This is a genomic window from Salicibibacter cibarius, assembly GCF_016495725.1.
In the GTDB taxonomy this organism is placed as follows: Bacteria; Bacillota; Bacilli; order Bacillales; family Marinococcaceae; genus Salicibibacter; species Salicibibacter cibarius.
In genome coordinates, this window is the sequence record NZ_CP054705.1 from 108,262 (window position 1) to 123,423 (window position 15,162).

Annotated in this window: 14 protein-coding genes and 1 pseudogene; 14 read left to right on the forward strand and 1 reads right to left on the reverse strand. The window is 46.5% G+C overall.

Annotated features, from left to right (window positions below):
- Positions 1-13 precede the first annotated feature (13 nt).
- The 7 genes and pseudogenes from HUG15_RS00520 to rsmI all read left to right on the forward strand — a co-directional run bounded on the left by HUG15_RS00520 (position 14) and on the right by rsmI (position 7,331).
- On the forward strand, positions 14-1,003 hold the full coding sequence (locus HUG15_RS00520) for a DNA polymerase III subunit delta' C-terminal domain-containing protein (protein ID WP_200126278.1): 990 nt from the start codon (positions 14-16) through the stop codon (positions 1,001-1,003).
- A gap of 2 nt (positions 1,004-1,005) precedes the next feature.
- Positions 1,006-1,821, forward strand: a complete 816-nt coding sequence (locus HUG15_RS00525) for a PSP1 domain-containing protein (protein WP_200126280.1) — start codon at positions 1,006-1,008, stop codon at positions 1,819-1,821.
- 25 nt (positions 1,822-1,846) lie between these two features.
- A complete protein-coding gene (gene yabA, locus HUG15_RS00530; protein ID WP_200126282.1) occupies positions 1,847-2,206 on the forward strand; it encodes a DNA replication initiation control protein YabA in 360 nt (119 codons plus the stop codon).
- A gap of 565 nt (positions 2,207-2,771) precedes the next feature.
- A pseudogene (locus HUG15_RS00535) lies at positions 2,772-3,695 on the forward strand (IS4 family transposase); the annotation flags it as partial.
- A 93-nt stretch (positions 3,696-3,788) separates the two neighbouring features.
- Positions 3,789-4,220: an IS200/IS605 family transposase gene (gene tnpA / locus HUG15_RS00540; RefSeq protein WP_200126286.1), complete on the forward strand. Its 432-nt coding sequence runs from the start codon at positions 3,789-3,791 to the stop codon at positions 4,218-4,220.
- A 1,229-nt stretch (positions 4,221-5,449) separates the two neighbouring features.
- Positions 5,450-6,529 carry a GIY-YIG nuclease family protein gene (locus HUG15_RS00550; protein ID WP_200126290.1) on the forward strand — a complete coding sequence of 360 codons (1,080 nt, stop codon included), beginning with the start codon at positions 5,450-5,452 and terminating at the stop codon, positions 6,527-6,529.
- Positions 6,459-7,331, forward strand: a complete 873-nt coding sequence (rsmI, locus tag HUG15_RS00555; protein ID WP_425504041.1) for a 16S rRNA (cytidine(1402)-2'-O)-methyltransferase — start codon at positions 6,459-6,461, stop codon at positions 7,329-7,331. The genes HUG15_RS00550 and rsmI overlap by 71 nt, the downstream gene beginning before the upstream one ends.
- A 40-nt stretch (positions 7,332-7,371) precedes the next feature.
- Here the strand turns inward: rsmI and HUG15_RS00560 are convergent, their stop codons facing one another.
- Entirely contained in the window at positions 7,372-7,668 is a 297-nt protein-coding gene (locus HUG15_RS00560) for an AbrB/MazE/SpoVT family DNA-binding domain-containing protein (protein ID WP_200126292.1), read from the reverse strand.
- A gap of 808 nt (positions 7,669-8,476) precedes the next feature.
- Here HUG15_RS00560 and metG point away from each other — a divergent pair.
- The 7 genes from metG (at position 8,477) to HUG15_RS00600 (ending at position 14,952) form a co-directional block, all read left to right on the forward strand.
- Positions 8,477-10,450 carry a methionine--tRNA ligase gene (metG, locus tag HUG15_RS00565; protein WP_200126294.1) on the forward strand — a complete coding sequence of 658 codons (1,974 nt, stop codon included), beginning with the start codon at positions 8,477-8,479 and terminating at the stop codon, positions 10,448-10,450.
- A gap of 24 nt (positions 10,451-10,474) precedes the next feature.
- Positions 10,475-11,248, forward strand: a complete 774-nt coding sequence (locus HUG15_RS00570; protein ID WP_200126296.1) for a TatD family hydrolase — start codon at positions 10,475-10,477, stop codon at positions 11,246-11,248.
- Between the two features lie 61 nt (positions 11,249-11,309).
- Positions 11,310-11,897 carry a ribonuclease M5 gene (gene rnmV, locus HUG15_RS00575; RefSeq protein ID WP_200126298.1) on the forward strand — a complete coding sequence of 196 codons (588 nt, stop codon included), beginning with the start codon at positions 11,310-11,312 and terminating at the stop codon, positions 11,895-11,897.
- On the forward strand, positions 11,894-12,760 hold the full coding sequence (gene rsmA / locus HUG15_RS00580; RefSeq protein ID WP_200126300.1) for a 16S rRNA (adenine(1518)-N(6)/adenine(1519)-N(6))-dimethyltransferase RsmA: 867 nt from the start codon (positions 11,894-11,896) through the stop codon (positions 12,758-12,760). Before rnmV ends, rsmA begins: the two co-directional genes overlap by 4 nt.
- A gap of 587 nt (positions 12,761-13,347) precedes the next feature.
- Positions 13,348-14,220 carry a sporulation peptidase YabG gene (yabG, locus tag HUG15_RS00590; RefSeq protein ID WP_200126304.1) on the forward strand — a complete coding sequence of 291 codons (873 nt, stop codon included), beginning with the start codon at positions 13,348-13,350 and terminating at the stop codon, positions 14,218-14,220.
- A gap of 182 nt (positions 14,221-14,402) precedes the next feature.
- The gene (locus HUG15_RS00595) at positions 14,403-14,657 is read left to right on the forward strand and encodes a Veg family protein (protein ID WP_200126306.1); all 255 of its coding nucleotides are present in this window, start codon (positions 14,403-14,405) and stop codon (positions 14,655-14,657) included.
- A gap of 115 nt (positions 14,658-14,772) precedes the next feature.
- On the forward strand, positions 14,773-14,952 hold the full coding sequence (locus HUG15_RS00600) for a small, acid-soluble spore protein, alpha/beta type (protein ID WP_200126308.1): 180 nt from the start codon (positions 14,773-14,775) through the stop codon (positions 14,950-14,952).
- Positions 14,953-15,162 lie beyond the last annotated feature (210 nt).

The window sequence follows — 15,162 nt, forward strand, 5'->3', positions numbered from 1 at the left end:
AGGGAGCTCGCGCATGGAATGGGATACCTTGCATAAGGAGCAGCCGGTCGTTGCGCGTTTGTTGCAACATGCTGTTTGGCGGGAGCGCCTTCCACATGCATATATTTTTGAAGGGGAAGCGCTTGATGAACAATTCCGGGCGGGAGCGCTTCTTTGTCGTGCTTTTTTATGTAGCGGCCAAAATCCCGAGGTGAAGCCTTGCAATCAATGCAGCGAATGTAAACGTGTACGTGCCGGCAACCATCCGGATGTTACCGTTATCCGACCGGATGGCCTTTCCATAAAAAAAGAGCAAGTGGCGTTGTTGCAAAAAGAGTTTGCCTATAAAGGGATGGAGTCTGCGAAAAAAGCATATATCGTTGCAGAAGCTGATAAAATGACGACGAGTGCGGCCAATAGTTTATTGACGGCGTTGGAAGAGCCGAATGGGGAAACGTTGGCGATTTTAGTGACCGAAAACTTGCATTTTTTACTGCCGACGATCGTGTCACGGTCGCAAGTGATCTCTTTCATGCCGTTGTCGGAAGAAAAACGGCAAGCGCTTTTGAAAGAGAAAGGGGAAACAAATGAATTGGCAGCGATTAAAGCGCGGATCGGAGACAAACCGACGGATTTAGACATAAAGGAACGGACAAGTTGGATTGTACAGGGGCGTCAGGTAGTGATACAATTAGCAGAAGAGGTACTAAAAAGACCTCCGCAAGCCAAGTTGTTGTTGCAGGAAAAATGGCATACGCATTTTAAAGATAGAGAATCAGTGGATATAGGCCTTGACCTCTTCCTTTTTTGGTATCGGGATGCATTATATACGAAGTGGGGCAGGGAGGACCTAGCTTATCCTGATCAGTTAGAGAGATTGAAAACGGAAGCTTTCAATCGTTCGGAACCCATGTTGGCGGCTAATATGAGAGCGGTTATGGAAGCGAAAAGATATCTGGCGGCCAATGTGAATCCGCAGCTGTTGATGGAGCGGTTGCTGCTTCGCCTCCAGGAGGGAAAATAACGTTGCATCAGGTGATAGGCATTCGCTTTCGAGAGACGGGAAAAATTTATTATTTTTCTCCTGCCGGATTTGATGTGCAAGCGGGCCATTCCGTTGTTGTTGAAACGACCCGCGGTGTGGAATATGGGTACGTCGTGCTGGAAGAGAGAACGGTAGACGACGACGACGTTGTTCTTCCGCTTAAAAAGGTCGTTCGGATCGCAACGGACGAGGATAAAACCCGGATAGCGGAAAACATCGAATTTGCAAAAGAGGCCCAAAGCGTTTGTAAAGAGAAGATCACGGAACATAAGTTGGATATGAAATTAGTCAGTGCTGAATATACATTTGACCGTAATAAAATCCTGTTTTATTTTACCGCTGATGGCAGGATTGATTTTCGAACGCTAGTAAAAGATTTGGCGTCGATTTTTCGGACCCGCATTGAGCTTCGGCAGATCGGTGTGCGGGACGAAGCGAAGATATTGGGCGGCATCGGCCCATGCGGGCTCGTTCTTTGTTGCTCGACTTTTCTCGGTGATTTTGAACCCGTTTCCATAAAAATGGCAAAGGATCAGAATTTGTCCCTTAATCCCGCGAAGATCTCCGGTTTGTGTGGACGTTTAATGTGTTGCCTTAAATATGAGAATGATGAATATGAGCAAGCAAAGAAAGAACTTCCCGACATCGGAGAAAACATACATGTTGAAGAGGGCAGAGGGAAAGTTACCGGCTTAAATATGTTGGAACGCATCGTCCAAGTAGAACTTGCAGACCCTGAACGAACGTTGGAGTTTTCTTTGGAAGAGCTCATCGGGCAAGGCGCTTTAACCGGCTGACGTTCCACGAGAAGGTGGGGAAAACGTGGCAAAGCAGGAAATGTTTTCACAAGTCATTCATATGGAAAAGAAGCTGCTCACGGTTCATGAAGAAATACGTGAACTCAAAGAACAGCTGGCATCCCTGATTGAGGAAAATCAAGGCCTCGTCATTGAGAACCGAATGTTACGGGAACGCTTGGAAAACGTGGGCGGTTTCTCGGATGCGGCGTCGGAGGAAACATCGGACAACAAAACAGATGCAAGTACAGGGCTTCCGGGCGAAGGCTACGATAATCTTGCCCGTCTTTATCAAGAAGGTTTTCATATTTGTAATTTAAACTATGGGGGTCTACGGACAGACGGAGATTGTCTCTTCTGCCTTTCATTTTTTCAAAATAAATAAGTGTTTAGATAGCCCGTGCACTTCGGTAGCGCGGGCTTTTTCCGCTTATGTCGGAACCTTTGACCGGCTTCAACCTATGTTGAAATATCATATTGCTGCCCCCCAAAGGGAAGGGAAGCTACTCCTAGAGGTACGAGAAACCCGTTCTTGTCCCCCAAAGGGAAGGGATGTTGCACCTAGAGGTACGGCAAACCCGACTCATCCCCCAAATGGGGTGAATTTGCTTTGCCTGACCCGATGTAGTCTGCTTGATAGGAGTAAATTCTACACCTTTTTGGCTCATGCTTGCATAGATATCAGGATTTTATGTAAAAATTGGATTTTATAGGTTCATCGAATTTTTTAGAACTACACCAATAGGAAAGAACTTATGAAACATTGCATTAGTACAGAGTGGTCGAATTATCCGGTCACACCCAAGGGCAACATCAAAAAAGGAGGACGGTCACTAGTGCATTATCACGCCTGTTGATTTACCAATAAAACCCAAGGAAATCTATACAAAAAGAGGCATCCTTTCGTAGAATGTAGTTAGGAAAGCAACACTCAAGAAAGGATGTCTCTCTTGAATAAGTCTACCACATTCCCAAATCTACGCCAAAAACTTCATATTGATGATGAGTTGAAACCCTTGTTAGAAAAGGTTGGTTATAACGACACAGCACGAAAATTGGATGTGTTCACGCTCCTCCAATATTTGACCAGTGCCTCCGTCCATGAATGGACTGGCTATCGCCAATCCGCCACGGAAGGCGGATCATACGGCTTGGTGGAGGTCGATCACACGGCTCTGTCTAAAAAAGCCAGACATGTTCCGTATACGATTTTCAAAAAGCTTTTCCACAAGGTCGTATCCATGTGCAACCGCACCACTCGCCGAGCCTTGAACTTAAACAAAGATCTTTTGGCCATTGATTCCACGACGATTACCGTAGGGGAGGGTCGCCTTCCTTGGGCGGTTTATCATGGGAAACGTTCGGGCGTTAAGCTCCACGTGGCTCATAAGCCTTCAACCGGTAGCCCTCTCCAAGTCGAAGAGACCGGTGGCTTGAAGCATGATGGACCGGTTGGCGAACAATTGGTCAATGCCGATTATACGCTCGTTGAAGACCGGGCCTATTTCAAGATTAAGCGTATCGATCGATTCATTGATGACGAGCAATCGTTTGTCATCCGAATGAAGGAAAATGTGGCGATCGTTCGACCTCAATCATTAAAACGCTTACCAAATGAAGAATCGCGTGTGACCCGTGATATCACTTGTCAACTCGGCTCTTCCCAAGTTCGATCTCAGAAAAGGCATCGTGTCGTGTTTTTCAATGATAACCACGGGAATGAAATCCGAGTCGTCACCGATCTCAAGGATGTCTCTGCTGAAAAAATTGCGGACATCTATCGCGAACGCTGGGCTGTGGAGTCCTTTTTTCGGTGGATTAAACAATATTTGAATGTACCCACACTGTTTGGAACCACCCCCAATGCGGTGTTTAAGTTACAGAAGCGTGGTCTAACTCCCCCGTCTTTAGACGGGATACGCTTTTAGCCTTGCTTTTCCGTGTCCATACTTAAACTGAGGGAAAGTATGGATGGATATCGGAAAAGCAGTCATACGGTCTATGATATCAAGTACCACGTAATCTGGGTAACAAAATATAGATATCAAGTGTTGCGGGGAGATATCGCCCACCGTGTCAGGGAATTGATTAGACAGGGGTGCGAAGCAAGGAATATTACGATATTGCAAGGAAGCGTAGGCAAGGACCATATTTACTTGTTGTTATCATGCCCGCCGAGTATCGCTCCGAGTAAAATCATGCAATATCTCAAAGGAAGATCATCGAGATTATTGCAAGATGAATTCCCAGCTCTGAAGAAGAGGTACTGGGGGCAACACTTATGGGCAAGAGGATATTTTTGTGCCACCGTAGGAAATGTGACCGAAGAAATCATTAGAAACTATATCGAAAATCAATCAACTGAGAGAAGGGATGATATCTTCGGGATTGATGAATGAGTTCAGTCTCATTTAGTGAGCTTGAGCTTAAGGTCTTTCAGCGGACTTCAGTCTGAACAGCGACTTTCAGTCGCGGACATTTATGTCCAAATCCACCTGCTTTAGCAGGTGGTCGTTTAATCAGCTTTATGCAGCCCTCATCGCATACGTGCTTTTACGTTGGTTGTTCCAACGGACGGCGAAAATGCATGTATTCAAGCGTTTGTCATTTATTACGTTTACCAGACACCTTCTTGCTCAAAATTTGCCGGTGGATTGGGCCTCGGAGATGGCTGTGATGTTGAACAATTGGAAACGACTCTATAAGTTAGGTGTGTAAAATTATGGATAATCAACAGGCGTGGTGCATTATAGCTGAATTTCCTCACACTTGATGATTTTTGGCTTCCGGTTGCTCCACATGACTCACTCATGGCCCCTCTAATTGGGGTATTATTGCTTTTAGAGGTGTCATAGGTCGTTCATGGCACCCCTGATTGGATTATTTAACCTTCAAGTGGTTCCATGACTCACTCATGGCCCCTCTAATTAGGATATTATTGCTTTTAGAGGTGTCATAGGTCGTTCATGGCACCCTTGATTGGATTATTTAACCTTCGAGTGGTTCCATGACTTACTCATGGCCCCTCTAATTGAGATAATCTTGCTTCTAGTGGTGTCATAATGGGGATTTCGGACGTTCTCTTCGCGGAAGATAATATTAAACGCGCCTTCTATTTTTGGTATCACAACCACTGGGTGGGGATCTGGTACGTTTCCTAAATTTGGCGCCAACAACAATGGGGATCATTTATTTCAGCCGTTCAGCACTAGTGGTGTGCCAAAAATTCTGATATGAATCCAACCTGTTTTCTTCCCTTAAGCGGAGGGCAAACGGCTTCCAATGGTACAAAAACCTCGATTTCGTACCACTATTGGGGGAAACGATTCCAAAATGGTACGATTAACCCTGATTTTGTTCCTTTAATTAAGATTGGTTCTGCCCTTCCCTTAAACCACTCGTTTTGAACCATGTTTCATAGATATCCGACTGGAAACGTGCATCGATTTACCCTTTATTTACGGTATTTTTTGCACTTTAAGAATGTTTAACTTTGCTAAAGGATTAAAGTATAAGATAAACTAAGGCTTCCACTATAAAGACTTGGTGGAAACCAAGTTTTTCTAAAAACACTATCATAGAAAAGAACTTATGAAACATTGCACTAGTTTTTCTAAGAGGTGAGATTATGCGCTTGCATCCGGAGGAACGGGTCGATTATATTTATAAAAATCGTTTGCGGATCATTCAAAGCACAGATACGTTTCCTTTTTCCAAAGATTCGGTACTGCTTGGGCAGTTTGCTTCGGTTGCAAAGACGAGGGGCAAAATGGTGGATTTATGCTCCGGTAACGGTTCGATCGCCCTTGTGATGGCTACGCGCAGTAATGTGAAAATAACCGGTGTGGAGTTGCAGCCCAGGTTGTGCGATATGGCCCGGCGGAGCGCAAAATTGAATGGATTTAAAGAGCAATTGGCTTTTATTCGCGGGGATATAAGACGGGCAAGCGAATGGCTGGGAACGGAAGCTTACGATGTTGTCATGTGCAATCCGCCTTATTTTCAGGAAAAAGAAACGAATAAGCAAGCGGCTATTGCAACGGCGCGGCATGAAGGGGCTCTTTCGTTCGATGATGTAGCCTGGGTCTCGGCTAAGCTTATAAAATATAAAGGAAAAGCGGCGTTCGTTTATCGGCCGGATCGTTTAACGGAAGTATTCAATGCTTGCGAGCGCGTCCAACTTGCCCCGAAGCGCCTTCAATTTGTGCATCCGAAAGCGGATAAGGAAGCGAACATGGTTTTAGTTGAAACGATTAAAGGCGGAAAGCCCGGGGTGAAAACATTGCCACCTATCGTTGTTTATGACCGGGATGAAAATTATACGGAGCAGTTTTTGCAAGCTTACGGAGGGAAGGAACTAGGAGAAGAGCAGCGTCTGGCTAAGGTCGCAGGCAAGGATGTGGCCAATCATTACGTGTACATGCTTGAGTGCAAGGATGGCTCGTATTATACCGGTTACACTCGTGAACCGTATGCACGTCTTGCCAAGCACAATGAAGGCGCGGGGGCCAAATATACACGAGGGCGCGGTCCGGTTACGTTGATCCATTTGCAGGCGTTTCCGAGTAAAGAAGAAGCGATGCGGGAAGAATGGCGGATTAAACAGTTGCCAAAAGCAGAGAAGAAACAATTGATTGATGAAAGGAGGCGGAGCGGTTTTGGGACACGGCATGCTTTATCTCGTTCCGACACCGATTGGAAATCTTGAAGATATGACTTATCGTGCCACTCGGATTCTTGGCGAAGTGGATCTGATCCTTGCCGAAGATACGCGGCAAACAAGGAAATTGCTTTCTCACTACGGCATTCACACACCGATGAGAAGCATGCATGAACATAATGAAGAGAAAAGAACGGCCGAATTATTGGCAACCCTTCACGATGGCGGACAATGTGCGCTCGTCAGTGACGCCGGAACGCCCCTCGTTTCCGACCCGGGCGAACGATTGGTGATCGCGTGCATTCATGCCGGTGTTCCGGTCGTTCCCTTGCCGGGGGCAAACGCTGCCGTAACCGCGTTGGTTGCCTCGGGATTTGGAGGAGGCCCTTTCCATTTTCACGGCTTTCTTCCTCGCAAGAAAAAAGATCAAAAAGAAACGCTCGACCGGCTTCGTCGTATTCAAGCACCGATTATTTTTTATGAATCACCTTATCGGCTTACTTCGACCATTGAGCAGCTTGCTGAAACTTGGGCGAATCGTGAAGCGGTGGTCGCTCGGGAGTTAACGAAGCATTATGAAGAGTTTCACCGCGGTCCTTTGGAAGAATTGGCGAGGATCGGGCGTGAAAACGGTTGGAGAGGAGAATGTTGCTTGATTGTAGCGGGAGCCTCGGACGAAGAATTGGAAGAAGATCAAACCTCCCTTTGGTGGAAGGGGATGTCGGTCATTCAACATGTGAATGCTTATGAAGCTATGGGATGGGATCGGAAGGCCGCGCTTAAACAGTGTGCCGCCGATCGAAAAATGAGCAAAAACGATGTGTATGCCATTTATCATGGGCTAGAATAACAAAGACGGATCGCGTCGGACGATCCGTCAATTAATATGATTAAGAGATGGTTGATTTTGAATTTTCCACGTATTGCTGAAGTTGTCCGATGATCTGCTCGGCACCTTCAGGACTCAAGACGATATTCCCGTCGGCGATCGATAGATTATCGTTGGATACTTCCCCTGTGACTTGGCACGTTTTGGAAGGTGTATATTTTTGTAGAATAATCTGGTCTTCACTGACGTAAATCTCCATCGCATCCCGATTGGCGATATCCATTGATTTCCGTAACTCCATCGGAATGACTATGCGTCCGAGTTCATCTACTTTTCGAACAATGCCGGTAGATTTCATTTTTTTTAGCCTCCTTGAATTTTTTATAGTGCATGATGCGAGTGTTGATTTTCAACACTTTTTCTCTCTATTATAATTAGAATACCAAGAATGTAAATACAAGTCAATTAAAAACATATCATACCATTTATCTACTAATAGAGTGTACGATTCGTTTTTGACGACAGGGCAAAGTCAAAGTACAATAGTTTATTAATCGAATAAGGTTCTACTTTCCATTTTGTGGATTATTTTATTTCCTTTGTTCCTCTCAGCACATCTCGACCTCCGTTTGGGGGATTACTTGTGACCAAAATGTTCTCAACGAAGGGAACGCTACTTCGTGAGGGATCGGAAGCGAGATGTGATCCCAAAATGAGGGAATAGATATTTTCGTGTCTCCGACTCAGCGACACAGTGCTTATATTTGGACGAGATATGTTTTTGGTGATCACCCACCTTGACAGATGGCTTTGACTTTTCTATCCTTTTAATTAAGTATACGAATAGCAATACGTTCCTGCGAACGGATGAGTAAATGCTCACGTGTCTACAGAGAGCCGAGACTGATGAGAACCGGTGGCAAACGAGGCATTGAAGATGGTCCGGGAGGTTTTTTTCTCGAGCTGTTTGACAGTAAGGGGAGGACGTCTGTCTGCGTTATTGACCGTCGCCGGTGGATAAAACCGGCGATCCTAAGCTCTTGATCATCGCAATCAGGAGGAAAAAGGGTGGTACCGCGTGAGTGAACTCTCGCCCCTGTATAGGGGCGGGAGTTTTTTGATTAACGATCGGGAAAAAAGCCCATGATGAAAATAAGGAGGTTCTTATGTCTAAGCCAACGTTTTATTTAACAACACCGATTTATTACCCGAGTGGAAAGTTGCATATCGGCCACGCGTATACGACGGTGGCCAGTGATGCATTGGCTCGTTACAAACGTCTGAAAGGCTATGATGTTATGTTTTTGACGGGCACAGACGAGCATGGCCAAAAGATTGAGCGAAAAGCTGAAGAAGCGGGAACGACTCCGCAAGCATTTGTGGATGGGATTGTCGAGAGTATCCGTTCCCTTTGGGATAAACTGGATATTTCCTATGATGATTTTATTCGGACAACGGAAGAACGGCATATCCGATCCGTTCAACAAGTCGTTGAACAACTGAAAGAGCAAGGGGATATTTATTTAAGCGAGTACGAAGGTTGGTATTCCGTTTCCGATGAAACATACTATACGGAACTGCAACTGGATGATCCGGTCAAGGAAAACGGAAAAATTGTGGGTGGCAAGAGCCCGGACAGTGGGCACCCCGTTGAATGGGTGCGGGAAACGTCCTATTTCTTCCGGATGTCGAAATACGCGGATCGCTTGCTTGCTTTCTATGAAGAAAATCCTGATTTTATCCAACCGGAAACGCGTAAAAATGAAATGATCAATAACTTCATCAAACCGGGGCTTGAAGATCTGGCTGTCTCCCGTACGGCATTTTCCTGGGGCGTCCCGGTCAAAAGCGATCCTGAACATGTGGTGTATGTATGGATTGACGCCTTGCTAAATTACATTACCGCGCTTGGCTATGGGACTGCAAATGACGGGAAATACCAACATTACTGGCCGGCGGATGTTCATGTCGTCGGAAAAGAAATTGTCCGTTTTCACACGATTTATTGGCCGATCATGCTGATGGCGCTTGATCTCCCGCTTCCGAAAAAAGTGTTTGGCCATGGCTTCGTGCTTATGAAAGATGAAAAAATGTCGAAGTCGAAAGGAAATGTCGTATACCCCGAAACATTGGTGGAGCGGTATGGCCTGGATGCAGTTCGCTACTATTTGCTTCGTGAAGTGCCGTTCGGCGCCGATGGCCTGTTTACGCCGGAAGCATTCGTTGACCGCATTAATTTTGACCTCGCGAACGACCTCGGCAACTTGCTAAACCGGACGATCGCGATGATTAATAAATATTTTGACGGCAAGCTGCCTGAATATATTCGCGACGGAACGCCATATGACAGCCAGCTTGTGGAGCTTGCCTACGCGACGGTGACGAAGGTGGAGAACCATATGGAAGACATGGAATACTCCGTCGCGTTGACGGCAATCTGGCAATTCATTAATCGCGCCAATAAATATATTGATGAAACGCAGCCATGGATGCTTGCAAAAGACGGTGATCGTGAGCCATTACAAACGGTCATGTATCATTTGGCGGAATCCCTCCGTTATATCGCCGTTTTGATCCAGCCGTTTTTGACGAGGGCTCCGCTTTCGATTGCAAACCAACTCGGTTTTGAAAATCAGGAAGCGTTGTTGGCGTGGGATTCGCTTGAAACGTTTGCCCAACTGCCGGCGGGCACTAAAGTGATTGAAAAAGGAACGCCGGTATTTCCGCGTATCGACGTAGAAGAGGAAGTTGCCTACATCACAGAGCAAATGACGGGAGGCGCTTCGTCCCCAGATGATGACGCCGAAGGAACAGAAGGGCTCATAACGATTGACGACTTTAAAAACGTTGAATTGCGGGTAGCGGAAGTTATCGAGGTAGAACCTGTGAAAAAAACCGATCGTTTGCTGAAAATCCAACTGGATTTGGGAACGGAAAAACGTCAAGTCGTATCCGGCATCGCCGAGCACTATGATGAAGCCACACTCCTTGGCAAAAAGCTTATTTGTGTGAGCAATCTTAAGCCGGCAAAATTAAAAGGCGAAGATTCGCAAGGAATGATTCTGGCCGGTCAAGCGGATGGCGATTTACGTGTCGTCACCGTTGATGGCGATCTGCCAAACGGCACGGTCATTTCCTAATCTCCGGGAAAGAAGGAAAAGCATATGGTTCAATTATTCGACACTCATGTCCATTTGAATGTGGAGCAGTTTGACGAAGATAAAGAAGCGGTGATCGATCGAGCCCGCGAAGCCGGCGTTACGATGATGAATGTCGTCGGCTTTGACCGCGATACGATAAAAGGGGCGATCGATCTCGCTGAAATGTATCCTTTTATTTATGCAACGGTCGGCTGGCACCCTGTAGATGCTGTTGATATGGCACCGGAAGACTTGGATTGGATCGAATCTTTGGCGGCACATCCCAAAGTGGTCGCGGTAGGAGAAACTGGCTTGGATTATCACTGGGATAAATCTCCGGCCGATATTCAAAAGGACGTGTTTCGTAAACAAATTGCATTGGCGAAAAACGTCAATCTTCCTCTTGTTATTCACGGTCGCGAATCACAAGAAGACATCGCGGTTATCATGGAAGAAGAGGGACTGGGCTCTGCCGGAGGGATTATGCACTGTTACAGCGGGGATCTGGAAACGGCAAAACGCTTTTTGGCGCTCGGTTTTCATCTTTCTTTTGGTGGGCCCGTTACGTTTAAAAACGCGCAAATGCCGAAAGATGTTGCAAAAGAAGTGCCATTGGATCGATTGTTAATTGAAACGGATTGTCCTTTTCTAGCCCCACATCCTTATCGCGGGAAACGTAATGAACCGGCGTATGTTGTAAAAGTGGCGGAGAAGCTGGCGGAACTTCATGGCCTTACGTATGAACAGTTAACGGATGTAACCATGAACAATGCAAAACAATTGTTTAATATTGATTAGGGAGCGCACCGGTTTAAAGTGCCAGATTATCTTACCGGAAGCTTGACGAAGGAGTGCTCGAATGGGAAAAACCAAACCCGTGGTGGAAGAATGCATCGTTGTTGAAGGCAGAGATGATACGGTGGCGGTTCAACGTGCTGTTAAGGCAGACACAATTGAAACGATCGGTTCGTCGGTGCCGCCACACGTGATCGAGCAAATTAAACTCGCTGCAAGCCGCCGCGGTGTTATTATTCTCACGGATCCGGATTATCCCGGCGAACGCATCCGCCGGATCATCACGGAAGCTGTTCCCGCTTGTAAACATGCGTTTATAAGCAAAAAGGACGCAAAGACTGCTGACGGAAAAAGAATCGGTGTCGAACACGCCCAACCGGAAACGATCCGACGTGCACTTGAAAGCGTTCGGGAGCCTGTTATCCAGCACCAAGAAAAATCGGAACTATCCATCGGGGAAGTGCGTGCAGCCGGTCTCTTATCCGGCCCGAACGCGCGCGAGAGGCGTGCCCTCGTTGGTGAATGCCTTAATATCGGGTATGCCAACGGCAAGCAGTTTTTGAAACGGTTGCATATTTTTCGTATTGGCCGTCAGGAGTTTCACGATGCCGTAGCCAAAGTGAAGCAACAAAACGAGGAGTCTTCGCAATGACTAAAGAAATCGCTACGCCGTCAAGAACAAGGGAAATCATGGATCAACACCATCTTTCTTTTAAAAAAAGCCTTGGGCAAAATTTTATGCTGGATGGGAATATTTTGAATAAAATGGTGGACGCCACGGAAGTAACTCCCGAAGATGGCGTTATTGAAATTGGTGCCGGCATTGGCGCACTTACGGAGAAACTTGCAAAACGTGCGAAAAAAGTCATCGCTTTTGAGATTGACCGGCGTTTCCTCCCTGTACTGGCAGACACGCTTTCGGCTTACGAGAATATAGATATTCGCCATCAAGACATCTTGAAAGCGGATTTGCAGGAACTTTGCGAGACGACATTTAATGATACGCGGCATATTGTTGTGGCCGGCAATTTGCCGTATTATGTTACGACACCGATCTTAATGGGGTTTTTGGAGCAAAAACTGCCGATTAAGACGTTGACGGTCATGATCCAAAAAGAAGTCAGTGAACGTTTGGCCGCCGTACCGGGCACAAAAGCATACGGTTCTTTGTCCATTGCTGCGCAATATTATGCGGAAGCAGAAGAAATCATGTCAGTGCCTGCGACTGTGTTTATGCCGCGCCCAAACGTAGACTCGATGATTATCCGTTTTAGGATCCGAAACCAACCGGCTGTAGATGTGGAAGATGAACGTTTATTTTTCGAGTTAATAAGGGCTGCGTTCGCCCAGCGGCGCAAAACGCTTACGAACAACTTGCGGCAATGGCTAGGGAAAAAGGCTGATTTACAAGAAGTGTTTCAGCTTGCCGGCCTTGATGGCACACGCAGGGCGGAGACGCTTGCGTTGGAGGAATTTGCCGCATTGGCCGATGTTTTGTCAAAAAAAAGGTTATAGTCAGGTGTTTCCTGAACAGGCAGGCGCTTTGTTCAGGAATATTTTTTGTCGCCCCGCCCTCGGTCGCTATGAACCGGTCATGAAGCCTGAAATCGTCGCTCCGCCCCTGATTCGGTCGCCATGAATGGCCCATGGCACCCGGAATCGCCACTCCGGCCCTGATCCGGTCGTCATGAACCAGTCATGAGCCCCGAAACTGCCGTTCCGCTCCCGATTCGGTCGCCATGAATGGCCCATGGCACCCGGAATCGCCACTCCGGCCCTGATCCGGTCGCCATGAACCAGTCATGAGCCCCGAAACTGCCGTTCCGCTCTCGATTCGGTCACCATGAACGGCCCATGGCACCCGGAATCGCCACTCCGCCCCTGATCCGGTCGTCATGAACCAGTCATGAGCCCCGAAACTGCCGTTCCGCTCCCGATTCGGTCGCCATGAATGGCCCATGGCACCCGGAATCGCCACTCCGCCTCGAATCCGGTCACCATGAACGGCCTATGGCACCAGAAACCGCCCCGCCCCGCCGTCTCGACATCATTCACCCTGCCCACGTCCTCCGCATAGGCTAATGCATGAAGGAGGAGTCGCGATGTCATTAGAAATCGGTGATCTCGTTACCCGCTATTCCTATAACGAAGATGTTTTATTTCGGATTACGCGCATTCACGATGACGGGATGTATGAATTGAAAGGTGAAGATTTACGGTTGGTTGCGGATGCGCCATATGAAGATTTGCATAAGATTGATGACGATGAACGGGCCAAACGGGAAAAAGAACAACAAAAAAAAGAAGAGCAATGTTATCATCTTTTTCGGCAAGATTTCCGTTTGCTTAGAGAAAAAAACGATTATGAAATGTCATCAAACTATTCCACTTCCAGTCCCCTCTACTTTGAAATGAGGGGTCGTGTTTTGCATTTGGATGGGGATCCTGCTTATTTACAAAAATGCACGCTTATGTACGAACGGTTGGGAATACCTGTGTACGGTGCCCATATGAAAGAAACGGAAATGCAAAATCAAGTGGCTTCACTTCTTGAAATGGTGCAGCCGGAAATCCTTGTTATCACCGGCCATGACGCATATTCCTCGGCACAGGGAGGTCGAAGAGACAAAAAAGCCTATCGGCATTCTTATGCTTTCGCACAGGCGGTGAGGGAAGCGCGAAAAGTTGTCCCGCAATTGGATAATCTCATCATTTTCGCAGGAGCCTGCCAATCATATTTCGAAACGCTTATCCGAGCAGGGGCGAATTTTGCGAGCTCTCCGGCACGTGTGAACATTCACGCGCTTGATCCGGTTTATATTGCCGCTAAAGTGAGTATGACCCCTTTTATGAATCGTGTGCAATTACATGAAATATTGCGCAACACCCTCTCTGGTGAAGATGGCTTAGGCGGCATTGACACAAAAGGGGTTTTGCGGCGCGGAATGCCTTTGCGTGACGAAACAGAAATGTAAATGTGCCTTTTCCGATGATCTGTATAATTACGTGTTTGAATGCACATGATAAGGGAAATCTTGCCGTTTAACAATTAGGTATTGACAGGACAGAATTGAACTTGATACAATTTATTGTTTTGTATGATTTGACATGAACGGTAATATATGATATCATCATATGCGTGAGGTGGGGTGAAGAGATGGGTGAAACGTTAGTTGAGATTAAGGAATCCCTTGAAGAAAACGTCGGAAAACGGATTACGCTGAAAGCCAATGGCGGGCGCCGCAAAATCGTTGAGCGCTCAGGGCTGTTGGAAGGAACATACCCCTCGGTTTTTATTGTGAAATTGGATCAGGATATACACAAAATTGAACGTGTATCCTATAGTTACACGGATATTTTGACGCAAACCGTCCAACTTACGGTTTGCGCAGATGAAGAACTACAAGCGTGAAAATAAGCCAGAACGATAGCTGTCATTTCCGTTAGAAAATGACAGCTATATTTTTATGGCCAAATATGTACACTATAAAAGTACGGCATATTAAAATTGCGGGGGGATGGTTCTTTTGAGCCGGAAGCGCGGAATAATGTCAGATGCTTTAAAAGAAGAGATCGCCAAAGAAATCGGGGTTTATGATACGGTCCAACAAGAAGGTTGGGGTGGCATAAAATCAAGAGATGCCGGAAACATGGTCAAACGGGCCATCGAGATGGCTGAAAAGGATTTGGCAACCAAGCATCAGTAAAAATGCCGTGCACTCCGGGGTAACATAATGCCCCGGGGTTTTTAGCGGGTAAGAAAGTATAAATCAACTTTCTTACCCGCATAAGTGCAACTAAGGTTTTTCTATGTATAAAGCGTGGCTGTAGCTGTACAGTGACGCATTTTTCCACTAAAATGATTTTAAGTGATGATCGTGAGAAATTACATTGCACCATTGACGGCGCTTATGCTG